At 68.5% G+C, this 25,437-nt stretch carries 21 protein-coding genes; 9 read left to right on the forward strand and 12 right to left on the reverse strand.

Features of this window, described 5'->3' with window-relative positions:
* Nucleotides 1–94: 94 nt before the first annotated feature.
* The 5 genes from IDF66_RS10150 to IDF66_RS10170 form a co-directional block, all read right to left on the reverse strand.
* A complete protein-coding gene (locus IDF66_RS10150) occupies nt 95–1,114 on the reverse strand; it encodes an esterase-like activity of phytase family protein (RefSeq protein ID WP_190266743.1) in 1,020 nt (339 codons plus the stop codon).
* A 61-nt stretch (nt 1,115–1,175) separates the two neighbouring features.
* A complete protein-coding gene (locus tag IDF66_RS10155; RefSeq protein WP_190266744.1) occupies nt 1,176–3,005 on the reverse strand; it encodes a phosphoenolpyruvate carboxykinase (GTP) in 1,830 nt (609 codons plus the stop codon).
* 176 nt (nt 3,006–3,181) lie between these two features.
* On the reverse strand, nt 3,182–3,631 hold the full coding sequence (locus IDF66_RS10160; RefSeq protein ID WP_190266745.1) for a DUF6802 family protein: 450 nt from the start codon (nt 3,629–3,631) through the stop codon (nt 3,182–3,184).
* Nucleotides 3,632–3,787: 156 nt separating this feature from the next.
* Nucleotides 3,788–5,272, reverse strand: coding sequence for a hypothetical protein (locus tag IDF66_RS10165; protein ID WP_190266746.1), 1,485 nt, complete (start codon nt 5,270–5,272; stop codon nt 3,788–3,790).
* Nucleotides 5,269–6,195, reverse strand: coding sequence for a hypothetical protein (locus IDF66_RS10170; RefSeq protein ID WP_190266747.1), 927 nt, complete (start codon nt 6,193–6,195; stop codon nt 5,269–5,271). Before IDF66_RS10170 ends, IDF66_RS10165 begins: the two co-directional genes overlap by 4 nt.
* A gap of 82 nt (nt 6,196–6,277) precedes the next feature.
* Between IDF66_RS10170 and trmB the strand changes: the two genes are divergently transcribed.
* The 4 genes from trmB (at nt 6,278) to IDF66_RS10190 (ending at nt 12,251) form a co-directional block, all read left to right on the forward strand.
* Nucleotides 6,278–7,057, forward strand: a complete 780-nt coding sequence (trmB, locus tag IDF66_RS10175) for a tRNA (guanosine(46)-N7)-methyltransferase TrmB (protein WP_190266748.1) — start codon at nt 6,278–6,280, stop codon at nt 7,055–7,057.
* A complete protein-coding gene (locus tag IDF66_RS10180; protein WP_223309407.1) occupies nt 7,054–7,776 on the forward strand; it encodes an NYN domain-containing protein in 723 nt (240 codons plus the stop codon). The genes trmB and IDF66_RS10180 overlap by 4 nt, the downstream gene beginning before the upstream one ends.
* Before the next feature lie 162 nt (nt 7,777–7,938).
* Nucleotides 7,939–11,178: an MMPL family transporter gene (locus tag IDF66_RS10185; RefSeq protein ID WP_190266749.1), complete on the forward strand. Its 3,240-nt coding sequence runs from the start codon at nt 7,939–7,941 to the stop codon at nt 11,176–11,178.
* A 194-nt stretch (nt 11,179–11,372) separates the two neighbouring features.
* The gene (locus tag IDF66_RS10190; RefSeq protein WP_190266750.1) at nt 11,373–12,251 is read left to right on the forward strand and encodes a universal stress protein; all 879 of its coding nucleotides are present in this window, start codon (nt 11,373–11,375) and stop codon (nt 12,249–12,251) included.
* A 19-nt stretch (nt 12,252–12,270) separates the two neighbouring features.
* On the opposite strand, the gene IDF66_RS10195 is transcribed toward IDF66_RS10190, so the two are convergent.
* The 3 genes from IDF66_RS10195 to IDF66_RS10205 form a co-directional block, all read right to left on the reverse strand.
* Entirely contained in the window at nt 12,271–12,900 is a 630-nt protein-coding gene (locus tag IDF66_RS10195; protein ID WP_190267429.1) for a response regulator, read from the reverse strand.
* 77 nt (nt 12,901–12,977) lie between these two features.
* Nucleotides 12,978–14,180, reverse strand: coding sequence for a MacS family sensor histidine kinase (macS, locus tag IDF66_RS10200; protein WP_317628650.1), 1,203 nt, complete (start codon nt 14,178–14,180; stop codon nt 12,978–12,980).
* A 22-nt stretch (nt 14,181–14,202) separates the two neighbouring features.
* Nucleotides 14,203–15,465 (reverse strand): AI-2E family transporter, encoded by a 1,263-nt coding sequence (locus tag IDF66_RS10205; protein WP_317628706.1) that lies wholly within the window; start codon nt 15,463–15,465, stop codon nt 14,203–14,205.
* Between the two features lie 127 nt (nt 15,466–15,592).
* Between IDF66_RS10205 and IDF66_RS10210 the strand changes: the two genes are divergently transcribed.
* On the forward strand, nt 15,593–16,735 hold the full coding sequence (locus IDF66_RS10210; RefSeq protein ID WP_164308181.1) for a lysylphosphatidylglycerol synthase transmembrane domain-containing protein: 1,143 nt from the start codon (nt 15,593–15,595) through the stop codon (nt 16,733–16,735).
* A 5-nt stretch (nt 16,736–16,740) separates the two neighbouring features.
* Nucleotides 16,741–17,190 carry a DUF3054 domain-containing protein gene (locus IDF66_RS10215; RefSeq protein ID WP_164308180.1) on the forward strand — a complete coding sequence of 150 codons (450 nt, stop codon included), beginning with the start codon at nt 16,741–16,743 and terminating at the stop codon, nt 17,188–17,190.
* Here IDF66_RS10215 and IDF66_RS10220 read toward each other — a convergent pair whose 3' ends face one another.
* A complete protein-coding gene (locus tag IDF66_RS10220; RefSeq protein WP_190266753.1) occupies nt 17,191–18,837 on the reverse strand; it encodes an NTF2-like N-terminal transpeptidase domain-containing protein in 1,647 nt (548 codons plus the stop codon). It abuts the gene before it with no gap.
* 153 nt (nt 18,838–18,990) lie between these two features.
* On the opposite strand from IDF66_RS10220, the gene IDF66_RS10225 reads away from it, so the two are divergent.
* Nucleotides 18,991–19,737 (forward strand): pirin family protein, encoded by a 747-nt coding sequence (locus IDF66_RS10225; protein WP_190266754.1) that lies wholly within the window; start codon nt 18,991–18,993, stop codon nt 19,735–19,737.
* Nucleotides 19,738–19,803: 66 nt separating this feature from the next.
* Here the strand turns inward: IDF66_RS10225 and IDF66_RS10230 are convergent, their stop codons facing one another.
* From IDF66_RS10230 to IDF66_RS10240, 3 genes are read right to left on the reverse strand one after another with little or no spacing between them, the layout of a single operon-like run.
* The gene (locus tag IDF66_RS10230; protein ID WP_190266755.1) at nt 19,804–20,532 is read right to left on the reverse strand and encodes a sterol desaturase family protein; all 729 of its coding nucleotides are present in this window, start codon (nt 20,530–20,532) and stop codon (nt 19,804–19,806) included.
* A 29-nt stretch (nt 20,533–20,561) separates the two neighbouring features.
* Nucleotides 20,562–21,305, reverse strand: coding sequence for a FadR/GntR family transcriptional regulator (locus tag IDF66_RS10235; protein ID WP_190266756.1), 744 nt, complete (start codon nt 21,303–21,305; stop codon nt 20,562–20,564).
* 60 nt (nt 21,306–21,365) lie between these two features.
* Complete coding sequence (locus IDF66_RS10240) at nt 21,366–22,817, reverse strand: dihydrolipoyl dehydrogenase family protein (protein WP_190266757.1); 1,452 nt, start codon at nt 22,815–22,817, stop codon at nt 21,366–21,368.
* A 54-nt stretch (nt 22,818–22,871) separates the two neighbouring features.
* Between IDF66_RS10240 and IDF66_RS10245 the strand changes: the two genes are divergently transcribed.
* Nucleotides 22,872–24,881, forward strand: a complete 2,010-nt coding sequence (locus IDF66_RS10245; RefSeq protein WP_190266758.1) for a M13 family metallopeptidase — start codon at nt 22,872–22,874, stop codon at nt 24,879–24,881.
* A 6-nt stretch (nt 24,882–24,887) separates the two neighbouring features.
* On the forward strand, nt 24,888–25,427 hold the full coding sequence (locus IDF66_RS10250) for a potassium channel family protein (protein ID WP_223309408.1): 540 nt from the start codon (nt 24,888–24,890) through the stop codon (nt 25,425–25,427).
* Nucleotides 25,428–25,437 lie beyond the last annotated feature (10 nt).

Here is a 25,437-nt window from a genome sequence, read left to right on the forward strand (position 1 = left end):
AATCTCCGGTCCGTTGGCTATCGGGAATATCCCTGAGTGACCACCCCGATGTCCGGGGGTCGGTCGAACACCGACGGATCAGTGTTTGGGCGGATCAGCGTTTGGGCAGCCGGACCTCGAGGACGTGTACGCGCGTCGGGCCCGAGAAGGCGTCATTGGTCACGATGTAGAGCGCCCGCGCCCGATAGGTCATCCACGGATGGTCGGGGAACCAATTGCCCCAGGCCAGTCCGGACATGTTCCCGGCGACCAGACCGGTGAGCGGTTCGGTCGAGAAGATGGACTTCTTCGGCATCGCCGCCTCGCGGCCGGAGAGCTGCTGTTTCCCGGTCACCGACTGCGCACCGCGGGTGGTGGTCCAGTAGATGCGGGTCGCGCGGCCCTTGCCTCGTTCGAGCACCAGGTAGTCGGTGTTGTTGACCGCCAGCACATCTGCCGCGACCTTGTCGCCGTCGGTGCGGTACACGTGCTCGGAGGTGCCGCGGCCGGCCCAGGTGAGCAGGCGGGCAGACGTCCCCGGATCCTGTTTCAGCCCGCCCGCGGTGATGGCGCTGACCCGATCACCGGGTGCCACCGCGACACCGGTCAGTCCGCGCTGCCCGTTCAGGCCGCTCTTGGCGGTGGTGCGGTAGGCGGCCGGGAGCGGCAGATCACGCAGGTGATTGCCGAGCCCGCCGACCACGCGGACGAATTGCTGGTTGCCGCCGCCGACGACGACGTAACCGCCGCCGAGGCGACGGAGACCCTCGAACTGCGCGCCCCCGGGCAGGATCGGCAGATTGCCGGGGCCGAGGACGGTGCCGCCGCCGGTGATCCGGCCCTGGCTCGCCACGCCGGTCGTCGAGCTGAACGGGATCGTCGCGTTGTAGTACCGCGCCGGGCCGAATCGGCCGACATCGGTGGAGATCAGCGCGAAGGTGCCGTTGCCGGTGCGGTCGATGCCCGAGATCCCGCCGAAGGTCGGCAGCCCGGAGATCGTCGTCGAATCCCGATAGAACGACGTCACGCCCGACGACGGGCTCGCCGGCGCCGCGCTGACCCCACCGACCGACACAACGGAAAGTCCTACAGCACAAGCGGACACGAGTGCCGCCCCCCACAAGCGAAACCTCATAGGGGGAGACCTTACCCGATGGCACGACGTCGAGAGAACGTCGAGAGATCGGTGACGTGGTTCAGCCCAGGCGCTGCTTGAGCTGATCCAGCTCGTCCTGCAGCGAGGTCGGCAGCTTGTCGCCGACGAACTCGAAGAGCTCCTCGATCAGCGGGATCTCCTGGCGCCACTCGTCGGCGTTCACCGCGAGCGCCGCCTCGATGTCCTCGGCCGGGAGATCACCCAGACCGTCGACGTCGATCTCCTCGGGCTTCGCGACGATGCCGATCGGCGTGGAGATGCCCTCGTTCTCGCCCTCGATCCGGCCGACGATCCACTCGAGCACGCGGCTGTTCTCGCCGAATCCCGGCCACAGGAAGCGGCCGTCGTCGCCGCGGCGGAACCAGTTGACGTAGAAGATCTTCGGCAGCTTGGCGGCGTCGGCGTTCTTGCCGAGGTCGATCCAGTGCGCGAAGTAGTCACCGATGTGGTAGCCGAGGAACGGCAGCATGGCCATCGGGTCGCGACGGACGGTACCGACCTTGCCCTCGGCCGCGGCGGTCTGCTCCGAGCCGACGGTGGCACCCATGAACACGCCGTGCTGCCAGTCGCGGGCCTCGGTGACCAGCGGGACGGTGGTCTTGCGACGGCCGCCGAACAGGATCGCCGACAGCGGCACACCCTTCGGGTCGTCCCACTCGTCGGCCAGCGACGGGCACTGGTCCAGCGGAGTGCAGTACCGGGAGTTCGGGTGCGCGGCCTTCCCCTCGGAATCCGGCGTCCAGTCGTTGCCCAGCCAGTCGGTCAGGTGCGCCGGCTTCTCGCCGCCGATGCCCTCCCACCAGATGTCGCCGTCGTCGGTGAGCGCGACATTGGTGTAGAGCGTGTTGCCCGCCTCGACGGTCTTCATGGCGTTCGGGTTGGAGTCGTTGCTCGTGCCCGGGGCGACACCGAAGAACCCGAACTCCGGGTTGGTCGCGTACAGGCGGCCGTCGTCGCCGAAGCGCATCCAGGCGATGTCGTCGCCGACGGTCTCGGCGGTCCAGCCCGGGATGGTGGGCTGGATCATGGCGAGGTTCGTCTTGCCGCACGCACTCGGGAACGCGGCGGCGACGTAGTAGACCTTCTTCTGCGGGCTGGTGAGCTTGAGGATCAGCATGTGCTCGGCCAGCCAACCCTCGTCGTGGGCCAGCACCGAGGCGATGCGCAGCGCGTAGCACTTCTTGCCCAGCAGGGCGTTGCCGCCGTATCCGGAACCGAACGACCAGATCTCCCGGTCCTCGGGGAAGTGGGAGATGTACTTCTCGGAGTTGCACGGCCACGGGACATCGGCCTGACCGGGCTCGAGCGGTGCACCGACGGAGTGCAGGGCCTTGACGAAGAACCCGTCGTCGCCGAGCAGTTCGAGCACCTTCGGGCCGACACGGGTCATGATCTTCATGGACAGCACGACATATTCAGAGTCGGTGATCTCGACGCCCAGCTTCGGGTCGTCGGCGCCGAGGGGCCCCATGCAGAACGGGATGACGAACATCGTGCGACCGCGCATGCATCCGCGGTACAGGTCGTTCATCGTGGCGCGCATCTCCGCCGGATCGACCCAGTTGTTGGTGGGGCCGGCATCCTCCTGGGTCTTCGCACAGATGAATGTGCGCGACTCCACGCGGGCGACATCGGCGGGGTCGGACTGGGCCAGGAACGAATTGGGCTTCTTGTCCTCGTTGAGCTTGACCAGCGTGCCTGCGTCGACGAGATGGGTCGTGAGCCGGTCCCATTCCTCGTCACTGCCGTCGGACCAGACGACCCGGTCGGGCTGTGTCAGCTCGGCGACCTCGGCGACCCACGCCAGCAGTCCGGCGTGTTTCGTCGGGGCGGTGTTCGGGTCCAGTCCGGGAATTGTGGCTGAGGTCATGATTGGGTCTCCTCCGAGGTGACGGCCCGATGCATAGCCGTCGGCGATGTCGTCGTCAACTCAGGATACGTTCACCGAGCGGGCGCTAGGTACCGGGGCCAACAGATGGGTGATATCCCACAGTCGCATGTATCGCAAGAGCCCGCAGCCGCCGATTCCCCGAACGTGAGGGAGCCTCAGCCCAGCCGGCCGGTATCGGTCGGCACCCAGGCGCCGCTCTCGGGGTCCAGAGTGCGCGAGGAGAACATGCCCTGCGCGTCGATCTCGGTGATCTTGTCGACCTGTCCGTCGTGGTCGGAGTCGGTGTAGACGGTCATCCCGCCGGCACCGCTGCGGGTGAGTGAGTCCCGTACGCCGTCGTCGTCGGTGTCGACATCGGCCGGTCCGAGATCCCAGACCCGCCCGTCGGAATGCATCCACAGATGATCCTCCGGCGACGAGGTGCCGCCGAGGTCGTCGGAGGGGATGTCGGAGGGGATGAGGTGGGAGACGTGCTGTTGCGCCGCGAACGATCCGTCGTGGTCGACCGACACGCGATCGGCATCGCCGGACGCATCGCCACCGAACCCATCACCACCGAGCGGGTCGCCACCGAGCGGGTCGCCACCGAGAAATGCCATGTCCATCTACGCCGCCTCGATCCTGCTGGGTTCGATCCTGCTGGGTTCAGTCCTGCTGGGTTCAGTCCTGCTGGGTTCGATCCTGAGTCGCTCGGTGCGGCCCCTGCCGCACACCACCGTGATGATAGGACGCAACGCGAACCCGATCGGTTCCGATCGTGCTCAGATGCCCGCGTCGTCGCCGCTCAGCGCCTGCGCAAGCGTCACGAGTTCGCGGTGCGTGCCGCGCAGCCGGCCGAGCTGATCGCGTCGATCCCGGGTTGCCGATCCCGACCGCAGGTCGCGCAGTCTCACGTCGATCTCCGCGACCTCCGCCGACACCTGTCGCGAGCGCCGTTCGTGGAAACGGGTCACCTGACTGGCCAGATGGGCTTCGGCCGCGGCCAGCCGCAGCCCCACCCGGTGTTCGAGCCGCCCGCGCGTCTCGTTCAGCGCGTCGGAGCTCCAGCCGCGCAGGTCGGCGCGCAGTGCCGTGGTCCGGCGCACCCGGATCACCACCGTGGCGACGACGACCCCGAGCAGCAGCGTGAGCGGCATGCTCACCCACTGCAGAGTCTGAACCGCCGCCATCGGCGCGACGATCAGGCGTCCCACGCCGAGCCCGGTCGACGCACCGATCAGGACCAGGAGGGCGTCCTCGCCGCCCCGCCGGCCGGACGGCACCGCCCGCCCGAACGGTGGATCCGGCGCCCGATCATCTGGACCGGTACGGGGTCCGGCGTCGATCTGGGCCTCGATGCCGACGAGCGTCGCCGCCCGTACCTCGTCGATGCGCTCGTCGGTGGCGTGATCCACCCGGTCACGCAACGCCGCCACCTCGTCGGTGAGCCAGCGGACATAACCGTCGACGGCGGCGCGCTTGAGAGTCGCCGACCGCGCCGTCGCCGCGGCGGCGAGACCGCGGGTGCCCGCGGCGACGTCGGCGAGCGACTCGCTGCGTGCCCTCGCGAGCCCGGCTCGCGCCGCGGCGAGCCGGTCCGCGCGACCCCGGTCTCGGGATTCCAGCAGAGCCCGCCGTCGATCGGCCAGCCGATCGACCGTCTCCGACGCCGCATCGGGATCGGTGGCCCGGGTGAGTCCGTCCAGGGTTCGTTCGACGGCCCCGAGCGCCGCGGCGACCCGCACCCGTTCGCGCCGGACCTCCGAGGGTGCCGCGAGACACCCGGTGATCCACTCCATCAGCGCGGGCACCCCGGACTCGTCCGCCGCCCCCGACAACGCAGCCGCCGACGAGACCGCGAACACCGGGAGTTGCTCGAACGGGTCGAGCAGGGCGCGATGCGCGCGCAGGATGCGGGGCCAGTCCCAGAAGGCGTCGATCTTGGACCCGACCAGCGCGACGATCCCGAACCGCGACCGCAGTTCGTCGACGGCCTGCTTCTCCTCGTCACCGACCGACGACGACGGGTCCACCACCATCAGTGCGATGCCGACCGACACGTCGTCGGCGCGACCGCCCCAGCGTCCCTCGACCACCGGCGACGCCGGATCGACCATCCGGCACGCCTCGATCAGGCTGGTCACCCCCGTGCCGCCGATCCCGTACACCGCGACTCCGGTTCCGTTGCCTGCCAGAGCCGCGGCATCGAATCCGGTCAGGCCGTGGACGTGGGAGACGGCGTCGGGCACGGACGGCGCGGTGCTCACGCCACCTCACCGTCCCGCAGCAGCTGTTCGATCACATCGCGGTCCCATCCGCGGGCCGCGACGATCTCCAGCCGAGACCGCAACTCCGTCAGCCGCCAGTACCGGACCAGGTCGACCCGCTCCCGGATCGACGTGACGAGCTGATCGATGCCGCTGCGCCCGTGCAGGGCCGTGTTGAGCGCCGAGACGTCGGCGGCGGCCTGGTCGTCGGCGGCCAGCAGGTCGAGCGCGACCTCGATGCCACGTCGATCGACACGGCGCAGCAGACCGGCCCGCAGTACCCGCTCGTCGCCGCGGAACGGGCCGGCGCCATCGGGGGCCGGTTGCCCGGTCAGGGTGGGGGTGAGGAACTGCCCGGACATCGACGGCATCGTCTGACCGGCAGCGACCAGGCGGCGCAGGAGGTCGAACTCGTCGTCGGAGAGATCCGCACAGGCCAGCAACTGCGACACCGCCTGCACCGGGACCCCGAGGTGTTGGGCGCACTCGGCGGCGACGTCGGCGGCGGCATCCGGGGATCCGTGGGTGTCCGCCTTGCCGAGCACCACCACCGTACGATCCGCGGGCATCTGCGCGAGCGCCGTCCGATCCGCAGCTCGCGCCGGTCCCGACAACACGTACATCCACAGGTCGGCGGTCCACGGATCGGCGGTCCACGGATCGGGGGCGTCGACATTCCCGTCGGCCTCGCCCGGGCCGATCGCCGTCACCGACAACCGCTCCCGCAGCGCACGGGCGAACGTATCGCGCCCGGTCCCGGGCCGGCCGCCGACCTGGACCTGCAGGGGTCGGCCGTAGCGACGGACCGCCACGTCGAGCTCGGCACGGGCCGGCGACGACGGGTCGACGAGCGCCACCAGACGACCCGACTCGACGACCCGCTCCAACGCGTTCGTCGATGGGATCATCGGGGCGTGCGACATGCCTGGCAATCTAGCGTCCCGACGCTCGCGCCGTGCCGCTGACCGGCGCAGAATCCGTGTCGACTGTTCCCGGCGGGCACCGATGCGCAACGATGGACCGGTGAGCGAGAGTCTCGATCAGTCACGTCGCTATCCGCGGGTCACCAGTTTCCGGTTCCGTCGCGGCTCTTTGACGTCGGGTCAGCAACGGAATTGGGAAACCCTCTGGCCCCGATTGGGCCGCGACCTGGACATCGGGGTCGACCGGGTTCCCGAGGACGCCGTCGACCTTCCCGACTTGTTCGGCCGCGACGCCCCTGCCGTCCTGGAGATCGGCAGCGGTACCGGTGTCTCGACCGCCGCGATGGCCGAGGCCGAACCCGACGTCGACGTGCTGGCGGTGGAGGTCTACAAACCCGGGCTCGCCCAGCTGCTCGGGCTCGTCGACCGTGGCGGACTGACCAACGTCCGGATGGTCCGTGGCGACGCCGTCGTGGTGCTCACCGAACTGTTGCGGCCGCAGAGTCTGACCGGGATCCGGGTGTTCTTCCCGGATCCGTGGCCGAAATCACGGCACCACAAGCGCAGGCTGGTGCAGAGCGGCACCCTGGAACTGATGGCCGACCGCCTCAAGCCGGGCGGCATACTCCACATCGCCACCGACCACGCCGGCTACGCGGAGTGGATCGCCGAACATCTCGCCACTCAGCGCCCCGATCGGCCGCACGTGATCCAGCTGACCCGGGACGCCCCGATCCTGCTGGACCGGCCGACCACGAAGTTCGAGGGCCGTGCCGAGCGCGAGGGACGCGGCGTCAACGAGTTCGTCTACGTCCGTCCGGATCTCCCCACCCCTCCAGCCACCGAAGGCGGCGACGCATGAGCGACGACTCCACGAAATCGGAGATCATCACTCCCCCACCGGTTCCGGCCACCGGAAAGGGATTCTCGGAGACCATCGCCGGCCAGAGTGCGGCGTCGCGGTTCCTCCTCGTCTGGGACGCCCCCAACATGGACATGGGGCTCGGGGCAATCCTCGGCGGACGCCCGACCGCGGCCCATCGTCCGCGCTTCGACGCTCTCGGCCGTTGGCTGTTGCAACGAACCGCGGAGATCTCCGGACACACCGCCGACAGTGAAGCGCCTCGGCGGGTGGAGCCCGAGGCGACAGTGTTCACGAACATCGTGCCGGGTAGCGCCGACGTGGTGCGGCCCTGGGTCGACGCGTTGCGCAATGTCGGATATGCGGTTTTCGCGAAGCCGAAGCTGTCCGATGACAGCGATGTGGATGCCGACATGCTCGACCACATCGAACTTCGCAGGCACACTGTGGGACTAGCTGGCCTGATCGTCGCCTCGGCCGACGGACAAGCATTCCGGGAGCCCCTGCTCGACGTGGTGTCGGACGGCATACCGGTCACCGTGATCGGGTTCCGTGAACATGCCAGCTGGGCATTGACCACCGAAGAGTTGGAGTTCGTCGACCTCGAGGACATCCCGGCCGTGTTCCGTGAGCCCCTCCCGCGCATCGGGCTCGACTCGCTGCCCGACGACGGGGCGTGGCTCACACCGTTCCGACCCCTGCAGGCACTCCTGCACTGACACCGAATGCACTGATCACCGACACGACGTGTCGACTCAGGGACAACTCAGGACGGCCTGACAGAATCAACGGTCATCCGTCGATGCGACAACGATCGACGAACCCGTACCAACGACCCCGACCCGACGACCCAGATCCCGCGACGAGGAAGGAACCACGGCGTGTTCGGAGCCATCGGCACTTTCGTCTATCGAATGCGCTTCGCCGTCATCGGCGTACTCATCGCCCTCATGGCGGGGCTCGGACTCTACGGCCTCGACCTGTCGAAGCATCTCAGCCAGAGCGGCTGGTTCGATCCGACTTCGGAGTCGTCGCAGGGTTCGGTCGTCGCCGACACCGCGCTCGGCCGAGATCACCGCTCGGACGTCATCCTGCTCATCACCCCGCCCGCGGGCACCAAGGTCGACGACCCGCAATTCGGCGCGAAGGTGGAGAACTTCGTCGACGACCTGATCTCCCAGCACGGCGACGTGGTCAATCGCGAGGATCCAGGCCTCATCGACCCGTTCTACCTGCGTGATCAGAGCGCGACGTCGAAGGCGGCCCAGGACACCATCCGGGCCAGGACATTCAGTCCGGACAAGACACATGCGTTCATCAGCATCGGCGTCAAGGGCGACGACGACACGACGGTCCTGCAGAACTACAAGACGATTCAGCCGTCCTTCGACAACATCCCGGAGAGATTCAACCTCGAGGGGACGAATTTCGAACTCGCGGGCCTGCAGCCGGTGGCAGGCAGTATGGCCGACGGCATGGACAAGGACATCCACCGAGCCGAGGTGATCGCGCTGCCCTTGGTGGCGATCATGCTCTTCTTCATCTTCGGCGGTGTGGTCGCTGCGTGTCTTCCGGTCCTCATCGGTGGTCTCACCATCGCGGGCTCGCTGGGCATCATGAAGGTGCTCGCCCAGATCACCGAGCTCAACATCTTCGCCCAGTCGGTGGTCACCCTGATCGGGCTGGGCATCGCGATCGACTACGGCCTGTTCATCGTGAGTCGCTTCCGGGAGGAACTCGCGGAGGGATATTCCACCAAGGCCGCGGTACGAAGAACCGTGATGACCGCGGGGCAGACCGTGGTGTTCTCGGCGACCATCATCGTCGCCGCCCTGGCGTGTCTGCTGATCATGCCGCAGGGCTTCCTGAAGTCGGTCGCCTACGGCGCGATCGCCTCGGTCTCGCTCGCCGCCATCCTGTCCCTCACCGTGTTGCCTGCGATCCTGAGCATCCTGGGCAAGCGGATCGACGCGCTGGGTCTGCCCTTCCTGCGCCGCACCAAGACCCGCCAGGAGGTCGAGGACGGCTTCTGGGGCCGCCTGTCCGGCTGGGTGATGCGCCACCCGATCGCCACCGCGGTACCGACGGTGCTGATCCTGCTCGTGCTGACCATCCCGTTCGGCGGCATCAAGTTCGGCGGCATCAGCGAGGCCTACCTGCCGCCCGACAACCCGAACCGGGTCGCCCAGGAGAACTTCGACAAGTACTTCCCGACCGAACGCACCGAAGAGATCAAGCTGGTCGTCGCGTATGACCCGAACGACAACGACAGCGGCGACAAGATCAACGACATCGCCAACGAGGCCAACAAGATCCCGGGCTTCACCAAACAGTTCAGTCCGTCCGCCGACAACGGCGCGCTGACCGGCCAGTACGGCGACAACGGGCCACCGGTCATCCAGATGTCGGCAGGTCTGGTGAACCGGGACACCGCCGCGGAGGCCATCAAGGAACTGCGCGGCATCGACACGCACGGCCTGAAGATGTGGGTGGCCGGTACCCCCGCGCTCACCCAGGACTCGATCGACGCGCTGATGTCGCGGCTGCCGCTGATGGCCGTGTTGTTGGTGCTGGTCACCGGATTCCTCATGTTCCTGGCATTCGGGTCGGTGGTGCTCCCGATCAAGGCGGCACTGATGTCCGCGCTCGGCCTCGGCGCCACGCTGGGCATCCTCACCTGGATCTTCGTCGACGGGCACGGTGCCGGCATCGCGAACTTCACGCCCGGCCCGCTGTTCGCCGCCGTCCTGGTGCTGATCATCGCGATCGTGTTCGGCCTGTCCACCGACTACGAGATATTCCTGTTGTCGCGAATGGTGGAGGCCAGACAGAAGGGCGCGTCCACCACTGAGGCGGTACGCGTCGGTACCGCACACACCGGCCGCATCATCACGGCCGCCGCAGCCATCCTCGTGGTGGTCACCGGGGCGTTCGGCCTCTCCGAGATCGTCATGATGAAGTACATCGCGTACGGCATGATCGCAGCGCTCATCCTCGACGCCACCATCATCCGTATGCTCCTGGTGCCGTCGGTGATGAAGCTCCTCGGCGACGACTGCTGGTGGGCGCCCCGCTGGATGCGTGTGCTCCAGCAGAAGATCGGCCTGGGCGAGACCGTTCTCGACGACGAGCCCGACGAACTCCGTGACGGTGCCGTGGCCGCCCGTTCGCGGTCGGTCGGCACGTTGGCGGCCGAGGCACCCACCTCGGCGATGTCGGCAGCACCCCGCGCCGTCGCGCGTCCGGAGACCGCCGCACGTGCGACGACGCGCCCAGAGGCGAACCGGACGGCGGCCCAGCCGGCCCGGACCGTCGCCCAGCCTGCTCAACCAGCCCAACCCGCTCAATCAGCTCAGGCGGCCCAATCAGCTCAGGCGGCTCAGGCGCGGTCGAACCGTCGGGCACCGGACCGCGGGGCCCCCGCTCCCGGCCGACCGCCTGCACCCCGCCCCGACATGGCCGCCGGCCCTCAACCGGGCGCATCCGCGGCACCGGCGAGCGGAGCACGCGTCGGCCCGTCCGCCCCGCCCTCGGGCCCGCAGGGACGGCCCGCCACCGCACCCCCGGCCCCGGCAGCGCCACCTGCCCCGCGCCTCGGGCGGACCGCGCGCGATCGTTCGTCGGGACCGGACACCGGCAGCTGGCGTCTCGGCGCAGGCGGTATCCGTCTGGCCGCCGATGAACCGGCCCGCCCGTCGGCGTCGCAGCCGGCCACCGTGCGTCCGTCCGGACCGCCACCCAAGCCACCGCAGCAGCCGCGGACGCCACCCGGCGCACCGACGTCGCATCCCGGTCCCGGACCGGTACCGCCGCAGGCCAACCCGGGGCGCGACGATTCACCGCTCGGTCGACGTCCCGCGCTCGACACCACCGGCAAGCGTCCGCTGGCCGCGTCGTTGTCGCCCGAGGGGCACCGCTCCGCTTCGCCGTCGCCGCGCTCCGGCGGATCGCCGATGGACCGCGGCCTGAGCGACTCGCACCCGTCCGCCGACGGCGACGAACGTCCGTCCCAGGACGGCCGGCGCCGCGGATCGGACCGGCACGCCCGGTCGGAGGCCGACGGGGACGGTTCGCAGATCAGCGTGCAGGACCTGTTGCGGCGCAGTCGTTCGGACAGCTGAGCTCCCCGGAGCCGCCAATGCTCGCCGGAGTCGTCAATCCCGCGCGGTGCGAGAGCCGATCGGGTTACGTTTGGCCCGAGGGGTCGTACACCGGTTGGGTCGCGGCCCCGGCACGAATCGCATGACCGTCGTCGCACGTTGACGACGGAGCGGGGGGACCACACGGCCCGACCTGCACGCGAGGAGGCACTCACATGTCCGCGTTGGATGTACCGATCGTCGCAGCGGTGGACGGTTCGGAGACATCACTCGGAGCGCTGCGCTGGGCGGCCGCGGCAGCCGATCGGGAGAAGCGGCCGCTGACAATCGTGCAGGCACTCGAGAAACCCACCGCCGAGATCGCACGCGGCGTGGTGTTCAAACAGGGTGTCGTCGACGCTCTGCGCGTCGACGCGGAGAAGGTCGTCCAGGACGCCACCACACTCGCCGAGGAGCTGGCGCCGGGCGTCACCACCACGGGCCGCGTGGTCGACGGCAAACCCGCGCTCGTGCTGCGGGAGGTCTCGGGCCACGCACACCTTCTCGCGATGGGCAGCCGCGGCCTCGGTGGGGTGCGGGGCCTGCTGCTCGGCTCGGTCAGCACCAACGTGACCGCCCATGCCGACTGCCCGGTCGTGGTGATCAGCGGAGATTCGCCTGCGACCGGACCGGTGGTGGTCGGCGTCGACGGTTCGCCGGTGTCGAAGGCAGCGATCGGGCACGCGCTCGAGCAGGCGTCGTTGTTGAACACCTCCGTCGTCGCCGTACACGGCTACCCCGGGTTCACCAGCCAGATGTTCTACGGCCAGGCCGAACAGCTGTTGCGGCAGCTGCACGAGGAAGCCATCGAGTTGGTGGGCGAACAAGTGGCCGGGCATCGCGAAGACCACCCCGACGTCGAGGTCGAAACCGTCGTCGCCGCCGAGCCGGCCGCACAGCGCATCCTGGAGGCCGCTGAGGGCGCACAACTCGTGGTACTCGGCAGCCGTGGCCGTGGCGGGTTCCGCGGGTTGCTGCTGGGCTCCACCAGCCGAGCCGTTCTACACGTCGCGCCCTGCCCGGTGATGATCGTCCGGAGTCACCCGGAGACCTGACCGCCGGGCATCCGACCCCTCACTCGTCCAACCCGTGCTCGATCGCGTACCTCGTGAGCTCCACCCGGTTGCCCAGTTGCAGCTTGCGCAGGGTGGCCTGCACATGGTTCTCGACGGTGCGGTGACTCAGTGACAGTCTCGTGGCGATCTGCTTGGCGCTCAACCCCTTTGCGACATGACGCAGCACCTCGGTCTCGCGATCGGTGAGTGAGGGCCGGAGGTGGCCGGGATCGGGTTCGGCCGACATCCTCCGGTACTCACCCAGGACCAGGCCCGCGAGTCCCGGCGTGAACACCGCCTGACCGTCGGCGATCGCACGCACTGCGGCCACCAGCTCCGCCTTCGACGACGACTTCACGAGATATCCACTCGCCCCGGCCTTGACGGCCTCGAGGACGTCGTCGCGCTCATCGGAGGCCGACAGCACCAGCACCCGTGACGACGGCGACACCTCGAGCACCGCCGCCGTCGCATCCGCCCCGGTCCCGTCCGGCAGCTGCATGTCCATCAGTACGACATCGGGTGTCACCGCGGCGGCCCGACGCCGGGCACTACCCACCCCGTCGGCGGTCGCGACCACCTCGAAGCCCTCGTCGTCGAGGTCCCGGGCCACGCCGTCGCGCCAGATCGGGTGGTCATCGACCACCATCACCCGTACCGCGCGGGCCGACCCTGCGTCCGGCGCACCGGTCCGTGCGTCGTCGGCTGTACTGTCCGTGGTCGCCATCAGGCCTCCCGCTCGACCGGAATCGTCAGTTCCCATTCGGTGCCGGCGCCGGGTCCGGAATCGAGTATCGCCGTCCCACCGAGCGCCTCCACGCGGCCGACAATCGACGTCGAGATCCCCATGCGCCCCTGGCGTCTGGCCTCCTCGACCCGGCCGGCCGGGATCCCGACCCCGTCGTCGCGCACACTCACCACCACGCGATCACCGAGATCCTCGAGCAGCACGAAGGCCTGTGCGGACGCACCCGCATGATGGATGACATTGTCGAGCACGTTCCGTACCGCCGCGCGGATCTCCTCGGCGACAACGACATCGACGACCACAGGCGTCGCGGGTGCGCTGACCGACACCCGCTCGGTGGCCGACCTCCGCAGGATCGCACCGAGGTCGGCCGTCCGCTCGGTGCCGGTGCGGGAGATGCCGGTGCGTGAGATGCCGATCCGGTCTGCGTCGGAGACGAGTTTGCGCAACGCCCGCTCCTGCTCACCCGCCAGCTCGGCGAGTTCGGTGGTGGGACCGCCGATCTCCCGGCCGCGTCTGGCGATCAGCGCGAGTACCTGCAGCACCCCGTCGTGCACTTCGCGCGACAGCCGCTCGCGCTCTTCGGTGGCCGCGGCGATGCCTGCCGCCCGGACCAGGACGGCGTGGGCACGCCGCGCGATCACCGCCGCGAGCCCGACCGCCATGCCGGTCGCCACGATGATGATGATCGTCGCGTTGCGACCGAGGTTCAGGTCGAATGCGCCCTTCACGAATGCACTGGTGCCGCCGACCAGCAGACCCGACCCCATGCCCCAGATCGGTCCGGCGAGCAGCGCAACCGAGATGACCGCGTTGACCGCCCACAGCGTGGTCGGCCACGTCTGATTGTTCAACGCCCAAGCCGTGTCGGCCACATACGACGTGGTGAGCATCAGGCCACAGGCGACCGCGACATCGGCCCCCACCCAGTACCGATTACGGCCGAAGCCCGCGTAGTAGGCGATGCCGCTGACGAGCGACCAGGCCGAGAGCACACCGAACAGCGCCCATGCCACATCGTCGTGGCGGAGGTCATCGTTGACGGCGATCTGGAAGCCGAGGGCATAGAGGTACGAGAGAAACCGGAACAGCTGCGCGGCGCGCCACAACGGGCCGACCGGGTCGGTGTCGGTCTCCGTGGCGAGCAGGCGCGCCCGGCCGGGATCACGCGGTTCGGACACTCGACGGGAGATCACCTGCGTCTCACCCGTCGTCGCGGGGCGTCTGCTCCGTGGATGTCACGTCGTCGCCCGTGTCCGACCGCCCTGATTGGTCCGGCCGGTCATCCTCACCCGACTCCGCCTCGTCGACGGCGGCCCGACGATCCCACTTCGGCTCGTCGGGCTCGGCGGTGTAGAGCGGGCCGGTGGCGCCATCGATTCGCTCGCGTGCCCGTACCGAGCTGCCGGCCAGATGCCGAACCGCGGTGTTGCCGAAAGCGATCAGCGGCACCGCGAGCAGACCTCCCACGATGCCGGCGGAAACGATCCCGGCCGCGATCGCGAGCACCACGGCGACCGGATGCAGTCGTACCGACCGGCCGAGCAGGAACGGTTGCAGCACATGGCTCTCCACCTGCATCACCCCGACCACGATGGCCAGGGAGATGACCGCCGCGATCCAGCCCTGGGTGACCAGGGCGACCACCACGGCCAGAGTGCCCGTCACCAGGGCGCCGACGATCGGGATGAAGGCCCCGAGGAACACCAGTGACGCCAGCGGAAGTGCCAGCGGGACACCGAGGATCGCCAGGCCGACGCCGATGCCCAGGGCATCGACGAACGCCACTGCCACGGTCGCGCGCACATAGCCGACGAGTGTGCCGAACCCGGCGGTGCCCGCGGCCCGCACCCGACCACGCGTCTCGTGCGGCACGAGCTTGGTGACGAACGTCCAGATCTGTCCGCCGCCGTAGAGGAAGAAGATCAGCAGGAAGACCGTGAGCAACGCGCCGGTGACGATCTCGGTTGCCGTGGTGGCGGTCGCCAGGGCACCGCTGGTGACCTTGTCCTGGTTGTGCTGGAGGAAGTCGGTGATGTCGTTGCCGATGTTGCTGACCTGGTCGTCGTCGACCTTCAGCGGGCCGTCGACCAGCCAGTCGCGCGAGCGATCGATGGTGACGGTGATCTGCTTGGTCAGTTCGGGAAAGCCGCGGATGAACTCCTGCACCACGAATGTCATCACCAGGCTGAGCAGACCCAGCGCCACGACGATCGTGATCAGCACCGCGAGCGACCGGGGCACGCGGTGACGATCCAGCCAGTCCACCACCGGCACCAGCATCGCCGCGCCGAGAATCGCCAGGGCCACCGGCACCAGCACTTCCTCGAACTCCTGGAAGGCCATCAGCAGCACGTAGACGACTGCCGCGATGACCAGCAGTCGCCAGCCCCATTCCGCACCGGCCCGAACCAGCGGATGGACCTTCTCGCGATCGACGACGGCCACGTTCAGCGGGCTTCCGATGCGGCCTCCACGACCATCGTCGGCACGGACCTGGGCGCCTCGGTCGCGGGCATCATCGTCCCGCGCGCGGCCGGCGGTGTCGGCATCGCTCACAGGTGCCAGCCTAGCTGTGGATATGGTGTGGGCTATGTCGACCGACAGACCAGAAGCGGGGCGCGTCGCGCCCCGTCGGCGTTTCTGGTGGCTGCGGTGGGTGTTGCTGACCGTCGTGGTGGCGGTCCTGGCCGTCGAGGTGGTCCTCATCTCGCCCAGCTTGGAAGAGGCGTGGCACCGGATCGGCGACCTCGACTGGGTGTGGATCGTGGCGAGTATCTTCGCCGCGCTCCTGTCGATGGACAGCTTCGCCCAGGTACAGCGCGCGCTGCTGCGATCCGCGGGTGTCCGGGTCACCCAGTGGCAGTCGCTCTCGGTGGTCCTGGCCTCCAATTCGGTGAGCCAGACCATGCCGGGCGGCCCCGTGCTCTCGCCCGCGTTCGTGTACCGGGAGACCCGCAAATGGGGCGCCACGCCCGTGGTCGCGTCCTGGCAGGTCGTGATGTCGGGCCTGCTGGCCGGTGTCGGGCTCGCAGTGCTCGGTTTCGGTGGTGCGCTCCTCGCCGGCGCCAAGACCAGTCCGTTCTCCGTGTTCTTCTCCGTCGTCGGGTTCATCGCGGTGGTCGTGGTGTTCCAGTACCTCGCCAGCCACCCCGAGTCGCTGCAGAGCACGCTCCTGCGCATCCTCGACTGGCTGAACCAGATCCGCAACAAGCCGAAGCATCATGGACATGAGCGGGTCGTCGAAGTCCTCGAGCAGCTGCGTGCCGTCCAGCTGTCCCGGCGCGATCTGACGATCTCGTTCGCCTGGAGCATGTTCAACTGGGTCGCCGACGTCGCCTGCCTGGCGTTCGCCTGCTGGGCCGTCGGTGCCCACCCGGGCATCGCGGGCCTGATGGTCGCCTACGCGGCCGGTAAGGCGGTGGGCACCGCGATCCCGCTGCTGCCCGGCGGGATCGGCGTGGTCGACGCCGTCCTGGTGCCCGCCCTGACCAGCGCCGGGATGCCTGCCGCCGACGCCATCACCGCGGTCCTGGTCTACCGGCTGATCAGCTACGTGTTGGTCGCGGCGATCGGCTGGGTCGTGGTGCTGGTGATGTTCCGCAACAGCTTCCGCAAGGGCGAGACGCTCGAGGAGGAGATGGAACACGACATCGACGACGGCACGCCGGATCAGACGACCGAGCCCGACGCGGGCGGGGAGAGTTCCCGCAGACCCGACGACCCGCTACCGTGACAACCATGTCGAGGTCCACGCCTGTCGCCGCGGACGCCGCACCGACGTCGCACCGGTCGCTGCCCATGCCGGCGACCGCGGTGATCGACCTCGTCGCGGTGACCGTGTTCGTTCTCATCGGCCGGTCCAGCCACGAGGAAGGCCTCGCGGTCGTCGGGATTCTTCAGACGCTGTGGCCGTTCGCGGTCGGCGCGGCCGCCGGCTGGTCGATCGCCTACGTGTTCTCCCACGTCCGGTCGAGCGACTGGTTCGGCCACGACTTCCGGCCCGAGCAGATCGTCCCCGCGGGCGTGGTCATCTGGTTCTGCACCGTCGCGGTCGGCATGATCCTGCGCTACCTGCTCCACCAGGGAGTCGCGGTCAGCTTCATCATCGTCGCCACCATCTCGCTCGGTGTCTTCCTCATCGGATGGCGCGCGGCCGCCGGGTTCGTCGCCCGGCGCCGGATTGCCTGACTACCTGATCCGGAAGTACTTCTGCGCGACCTGCAGTGCCGCAGTGCCCGACTTGTCGCCCTCGCAGTAGATCACCAGGACCTTGCCGCCCTGCAGGCCGAGGAACCAGCCCGGCCCCTGCGGGCCGTTGGTGCCGACGAGCGCCCGCAGGCCGGGTGCCCCGGTCAGGTCGCTGGCGTCGCCGGTCTTGGCGGTGGTCGCCATCGCCTGCAGGATCGGTGCCGTCGTCGCGGCGTCGAGTTCGCCGAGCTTGCCGCCGACGATGTTGGTCGGTGCACCCTTGATCACGAACGGCGGCACCGAGCTCATCTGGCCCATCGAGCTGCGCGCCAGCGCGACGCCCAGTGCGCCCATGTTCATCATCGAGGCGTTCAGGTCGCCGGGGCGGAAGTCCACCGTGGTCACACCCGGCTGATCGGCCGTCGGCGCGCTGGCACCGGGGACGGTGAACTGCACACCGAGACCCAGCCGATCCATGATGGCGTCGTTGGATTCCTGGTTGGCCGTTGCCGTCCGATCGACCTCGCCCAGCACGGGATTGAGCGTGCTGCCCACCGGATGAACCGAATCGGCGTTGATGCCGCGTTCGACGGCGTAGCTGTTCTGAGCCATGCCGAGGATCGCCCCGCTGCCGGCGTCGAGGGCCATGATGGTGGCGGGCTGCCCGACCTCCACAGCTGCATCACCGAGGGTGAGCTGCAGATTCTGGTCGATGGTGGTGTCCACGCTCGGTCCCGCCGGGCCCTGGTCGCCTGCCAGCTTGCGGGGCTTGATGCCCGGACCGACCATCTGGACCTGCCACCCGGCGGTCGCGTCCCGGATCGCCTGCCAGTAGTTGGTGAGACCGGGCTCGAGCGGCGACGACAGCCGACGATCGGCCATCACGAGCATGCCCGCCTTGCGTACCGTCACGCCCGGCACCGTGCCCGGATCGGACGTCATGACCTCCATGTCGGGATCACGCAGCGTGACCGCAGTGATCGGCTTGCCCTGGGACTGCGCGAGCTTCTCCGAGATCACCTGGGTCGTCACCAGCGGCGCGATCGGCGCGAGGGTACGGGCCAACGCCCGCGCGGACTGGTTGACGTCCTTGGTCCGGTTCGGATCGAGGATGATCTCGTTGACCGGCTGGAGGTACATGAACGTCTTGCCCGACTGGCTGCGAACCGTCGGGGCCGGAGTCGCATCGGTGCGGATCTCGCGCAGCTGACCGCCATAGGGCAGCCCGGGATAGATGATCGACGGCTCCCAGGTGAGTTTCCACCCGGTCGACAGATGCCGCGCAGTACCCGAGCTGGTCGTCACGAAGGTGCGGTCCTTGGCCCATCGCCATGTCGTCTTCAAGGAGAAGGACGCGGTCCCGTCGCTGTACTCCACGGGTTTCACCACGTTCACGTCGACGTGCTCGGCGTTCATCGCCTGCAGAGTCTGGGTGAGCGCCTCCCCTGCCTGCCCCGGCGCGGTGGTGAACCCGGCGGCGCCACCGGCGTCCTGCCGTTCCATCGCGGCGGCGAACTGTCTGGCCGCACCGGCCACACCGTTGTCGTCCCCGCCGCCGATGCCACATGCGCTGAGCACGACGACGGCGACGCTGCAGGTTGCCGCTGCGCAGGCCATCTTCGGCGCACGCTTCGCCCAGATCTTCATAGTCTCAATTTTCACTCTTGTCACACTGGATTTCGATGCCGCCAGCTTCCATTCGGGGATCCGAGCGGTCACGATCGGGTCTCGGAGTTCTGACGACGTGACGGGGCCCACAGACGACGGCGTCACCGGCGCGGAGTCTGCCCATAATGTGGCATGGACTTTCGAGTGATTCCGGCCGGAGACCGTGCGGTAACGACGACCGAGTGGCTCACGTCCCGCCATGCTTTCTCCTTCGGCGATCACTACGACCCATCCAACACCCATTTCGGTGTTCTGTTGGTGAATAACGATGAAATCGTCGCGCCGGGTGAAGGCTTCGTTACACACCCGCATCGCGAGTCTGAAATCGTCACGTGGGTCACGTCCGGTTCACTGGTTCACCAGGACTCGGAAGGCCACGCCGGAATCGTCTATCCCGGACTGGCACAACGGATGAGCGCCGGAACCGGGATCGAGCACTCCGAACGCAACGACCGTTGGGCACACCGGGCCCAGGCGGGCGTGGCGCCCGTCCATTACGTGCAGATGTGGGTGATGCCCGACGAGCCGGGTCTCACACCTTCCTACGACCAGCGTGACATCGACGACGAGCTCTCGCCGGGCCGACTGGTCGCGATCGCGTCTGGCGACCCCGCCCGCGATTCGGCCATCCGGATCGCCAACCGGTCGGCAACCCTCTACGCCGCCCGATTCGCGGCCGGGTCGTCGATCGACCTCCCTGCCGCACGGCACACTCACCTCTTCGTCACCCGCGGCACCCTCGACCTCGCAGGCACCCGCCTCGACGAGGGCGACGCGGTCCGCGCAGGTGACCTCGGAGGTGAGTCGCTGACCGCGCGCACCGACGCCGAAGTGCTCATCTGGTCGATGGATCGCGATCTGCGCGACCTGATGTCCTGACCCGCCGACGGCAACCGAATTCCCGCCGACAGCAACGGCATTTCCGCCGAGAGCAACTGCGCTGCCCTACCGCACGGTGTCACGTCCGTGCAGATTCTTTGCGGTCGGTGATGCCGGCACCGACGCCGGGTCCGGATACGTGCGCAGCAGGCGGTCGGCCGTACCGGACGTCGTGACGGTGAACCAATAGTGCTCGTTGCGGTAATGATGGAAACGGTGATTGCGCCATGTGGCCCGGTACAGACGCGAGCGCGGTCGGTAGTCGGTGTGGATCAGATAATGCGTCCACTCATAGACGATGCCGAGGACCCCGAGAACGACGAGGAAGGTCAGTCCTCGCTCGACGCTGCGGAATCCGAGGAACGCGACCACGAGCGCCGCGACCAACACCGGGATCAGGGCCCGCCAGGGGATGAAGATCAGCGGGATGTCGCGCGGATCGTTGTGGTGCTCACGGTGTTTGCGCGCCAGCAGGGTATCGAGCGTCACGGGCCCGAGCCGTCTGGGACGCCAGTGCAGGATGAACACGTGGATCAGCCACTCGGCCACCGGGAACACCGCGAGCATCACGACCGGCACCAGCAGGTCAGCCGGCCCCCACCGACCGACCCACACGCGGGCGACCACCGCGCCGACGAGCAGTCCGGCGATCATCCACGGCGACGGATGCCGCACGAATTCTCCGAAGGCCGACCGTAATGTGACGTTCCGGCGACTCGTCCGTAACCCTTTCTCGTCGGCATCGACGCGGCGACGCGCCCGCACCCCGACGGCCTCCCCGACCGAATACGACATCTGCGGTTTCCCTCTACTTCTCGATGGATTCATGGCCGCTCATCCGAGGCGCCAGACGAGTCGACAAGCGCTTCGCACAGTTCGAGGAGCGCCGCGGTCGCCGGCGCGAGCAACGCGCGGGCCGCCACGTCGGCGTCCGGCGACCGATGCTCGGCGATCGCGTCGACCACGGCTCGATAACCCGTGACGTTGCCGACCTCGGGTTCGAGCACCGCCGCGAGCGCGGGCAGCGCCGGCTCGTAGGCGGCCCGCAGCGAGTTGTACATCAAGCGGAAGGCGATCGAGTCCGCCGCGTCGATGACGCGGCTCCAGAACTCCAGCGCGACAACCTGTTGGGCCACCGGGTCGGACTCGGCCGCGAGATCCTCGACGCAGGTCCGGAGAGCCTCGACCTCGTCGTCGCCCGCCCGCCGCGCGGCGAGTTCGGCCACCTTCGGCCCGATCAGTGCCCGAGCCTCGACGATCGATCGCACCACCCCGGGGACCAACTGCCCGTTCCGCACCAGAAGTCGCGGCAACAGATCGAGTCCGCCGGTCATGACCGGATCGAGCACACGGGTGCCCTGCCCCTGCCTGATCGACACGAGTCCGGCGCCCGCGACCCGGCGCAGCGCTTCCCGGACCGCGGGCCTCGACACCCCGAGCACCTTTGCGAGTTCCCGTTCGCTGGGCAGCGTCTCGCCTGCCGGCAGGTCTCCCGACAGCACGCCCTCGACGATCTGCTCGTAGACATCCTCGGGCACGCTGCGCGGTGCGATCGGCTCGAACGGCATGGCGCCCACGCTACGAGCCGCCGGTCAAGTGGTCAAGTGGTCAGACCAGTTAGATCGCGTTCAATGCAACTGTTCGAGCAGCCGCAGCCACACCTCGCTGACGGTCGGATACGACGGCACCGCATGCCACAGCCGGTCGATCCGCACCTCGCCGACCACCGCGACGGTCGCCGAATGGACGAGTTCGGCGGTGTCCGCGCCGACGAACGTGGCACCGACCAGGACGTCGCGCGACCGGTCGATGACGAGCTTCGCGTGACCGGCATAGTCGGGCGACACGAGGTACGAACCGGCGACGGCGATATCCGCCTCCGCGATCACCACGTCGACGCCGTCCTCGCGAGCCTGCGCCTCAGTCCTGCCGACCGACGCCATCTCGGGCCGGGTGAACACCACCTGCGGGATGGCGTCGCGGTCGGCCGATGCGGTGAACCGTGCGCCGTCGAGCGGCCGTCCCTGCGCCCGCGCGGCGATCACGTCGCCGGCCACCCGGCCCTGGTATTTGCCCATGTGTGTCAACGCGACCCGCCCGTTGACGTCGCCGACCGCGTAGAGCCACCGGTGGCCCGGAACGGTCATGTGGTCGTCGACCCGCAGCGGGCCGGAGTCGGTGACACCCAGCACATCGAGACCCAGATCGCTTGTCGCCGGGGCCCTTCCGGCTGCCACCAGGATCTCGTCGACCTCGAGCACCGAGCTGCCGCCCCCCTCGTCCACCGTCACCCGCGCCGCACCCCCGTGGATGCGCCCGTAACCGGTGTCCGCGACGTCGGGCCGTTCGACGGCCGAGATCTGTGCGCCGAACCGGATGTCGACGCCGCGCCGGACGAGTCCCGCGGCCACCTGCTCGCCCACGAAGGGCTCGGCCTTGGGCAGCAGGCGGTCGCCGCGGATCACCATCGTCAGGTCCCGGACCCCGAGGTCGAGCAGCCAGGTGGCGGCCTCGCACGCGACCACCCCGCCGCCGAGAACCACCATCCGTCCCGGGACGTCGAGCATGTTGGTCGCATCCCGCGAGGTCCACGGCCGCGCCTCACGCAGACCCGGGATCGGCGGCACCGACGCCGTGCTCCCCGTCGCGACGACCACCGCCTCCCGCGCGACGATCCGGCGGTGACTAACCTCGACCTCCCGCTCGCCGACGATCCGACCGTGCCCGCGGATCACGTCGATCCTCGCCCCCGACGCCCACTCGACCTGGGAGCTGTCGTCGCGCTGATGAGTGATGGTGTCGCGCCACCCCAGAACGGCATCCACGTCGGGAGTGGGCTGGGTCAACCGCTCCCGCGCACCCGGCAGCCCGGACGCGGCCGCCAGCGCGGCGCCGGGACCGAGCAACCCCTTGCTCGGCATGCACGCCCAGTACGAACACTCGCCACCGACGAGCTCGTGCTCGACGATCGCCGCCGTCCGGGAGCTGCCCTTGATCGCGTACTCGGCGGCATTCTCGCCCACCGGTCCGCCGCCGATCACGACGACGTCATATGTACTCACGTCCGCTGTTCCGGTCATGACACCCACGGTAGAGCGATTGCGCCACGAGCAGAGCCGGCTGACGAATCGCGGATGCAATGCCAGGATGGACGGGTGACCGCTTCACAGACAGACACCACGCCCGATTCCGGTATCGATCTCAGCTGGGTCGACGCCGACGTCCGCGTGCAGGACGACCTGTTCACCCACGTCAACGGCCAGTGGCTGCGGAGCCACGTGATCCCCGACGACCGCTCGGTGGACGGCGCCTTCCACGTCCTGCGTGATCGCGCCGAGGAGAACGTGCGCGACATCATCACCGCGTGCGCCGGTTCCGACCCCGAGAGCGGCACCGACGCTCAGAAGATCGGTGACCTCTACGCCTCGTTCATGGACACCGATCACATCGACGCCCTCGGGATCGGTCCGATCCGCGGCGAGCTCGAGAAGATCGCCGCGATCAGTTCGACCGACGAGTTGAGCACCCGTCTCGGCCGTCTCCAGCGCCATGGCGTCGGCGGCCTCTTCGGCTTCTACGTCGACACCGACGCCAAGCAATCCGACCGCTACCTCGTCCACATCGTCCAGTCCGGTCTCGGGCTGCCCGACGAGTCCTATTACCGCGAGGACAAGCACGCCGAGACCAGGGACGCCTACGTGGCCCACGTCGGCCGGATGTTCACGCTCGCCGGGTACGACGATGCCGACGCCCGCGCACAGACGATCCTCGACCTCGAGACCGCCGTGGCGGCCGAGCACTGGGACGTGGTCCGTCGCCGCGACGCCGACCTCACCTACAACCTGATGACCCTGGCCGACTTCACCGGCGCCGCAGGTGCATTCGATGTCGACTCGTGGCTCGGCGGGCTGGGCACGACCGGCGACGCAACGTTCGGCGAGGTCGTCGTCGGACAGCCGTCCTTCATCACCGGCGCAGCGGAGTTGATTGCATCGCGGCCGCTCGAGGACTGGAAGACCTGGCTGACGTGGCGGCTGCTCAGGTCCGCCGCGGGCTACCTGTCGTCGGAGTTCGTCGACGAGAACTTCGACTTCTACGGCCGCACCCTCACCGGCGCCGAGGCGATCCGCGACCGGTGGAAGCGCGGCGTCGGCTTCGTCGAGGACGCGATGGGCTTCGCCGTCGGGAAGCTGTACGTCGACAAGCACTTCGGCCCCGAGGCCAAGGCACAGATGGACGAGCTGATCGACAACCTCGTGGCCGCCTACCGCCGCAACATCTCCGACCTGGAGTGGATGACGCCCGCGACCCGGGAGAAGGCACTCGCCAAGCTGGGCAAGTTCACTCCCAAGATCGGCTTCCCCGCCCACTGGCGCGACTACGGCACGCTCACTGTCGACCGCGGCGACCTGATCGGAAATGTCGCCCGCGCTTCGTCATTCGAGCAGGACCGCGAGTTCGCCAAGATCGGCAAACCGGTGGATCACGACGAGTGGTTCATGACACCGCAGACCGTGAACGCGTACTACAACCCGGGGATGAACGAGATCGTGTTCCCGGCCGCGATCCTCCAGCCGCCGTTCTTCGACCCCGACGCCGACGCCGCGGCCAATTACGGCGGGATCGGGGCCGTCATCGGTCACGAGATCGGGCACGGATTCGACGACCAGGGTGCCAAGTACGACGGTGACGGCAATCTCGTCGATTGGTGGACCGACGACGACCGGACCGAGTTCTCCGCGCGCACACGCAAACTCATCGAGCAGTACAGCGAGTTCACGCCGGAGGGGCTCGACGAGCAGTACAAGGTCAACGGCGAGTTCACCATCGGCGAGAACATCGGCGACCTCGGAGGTCTGTCGATCGCACTCGTCGCCTACCGACTCGCGACACAGGGCGTCACTCCCCCGGAGATCGACGGACTGTCCGGAGTGCAGCGGGTCTTCTACAGCTGGGCCCAGATCTGGCGCACCAAGACCCGCGACGCCGAGGCGATCAGGCGGCTGTCCATCGACCCGCACTCCCCGCCCGAGTTCCGGTGCAACGGCGTGATCCGCAACATCGACGCCTTTTACGAAGCCTTCGACGTCTCGTCGGGGGACAAGCTCTACCTCGACGAGTCGGAGCGCGTCCGGATCTGGTGAACCCCGTTGAGCGACAATCCGATCGGTGCGGGTGAGAGCCGGGCACTGACGCAGCGGATCGGGCGGAGACAGGTCACCCTGGCGATCGTCCGCCCGATCGTCGCCGCGGCCATCCTGCTGACCGGCTATTTCCTGCTGCCGATCGCCAAGGAGAGCTCGGCGAACCTCATCGGTCTGATGATCGGCGCACTGCTGCTCGTCGCGTTCTGCGCCTGGGAGGTCCGACATTTCGTGCATTCGGAGTATCCGGTCGCCACCGCGGTCGAGATGCTGGTGGCGATCGCCGCGTTGTACATCGTGGCGTTCGCCACCACCTACTACCTGTTCTCCGAGTACGCCGACGGCAGCTTCAACACCCACCTGACCCGGATCGATGCGCTCTACTTCTGTCTCACCGTCTTCACCACGACGGGATTCGGCGACATCGCCGCGGACTCCCAGGCGGCCCGTGTCGCGGTGTCCATCCAGATGGCCAGCACCCTGATCCTACTCGGGTTGGGCCTGCGGTTTCTCAACGTGCTGGTGACCGCACGCGTCCGGCGCTGACGGCCCTCTG

Source organism: Gordonia hankookensis (genome assembly GCF_014673215.1).
Lineage (GTDB): Bacteria > Actinomycetota > Actinomycetes > Mycobacteriales > Mycobacteriaceae > Gordonia > Gordonia hankookensis.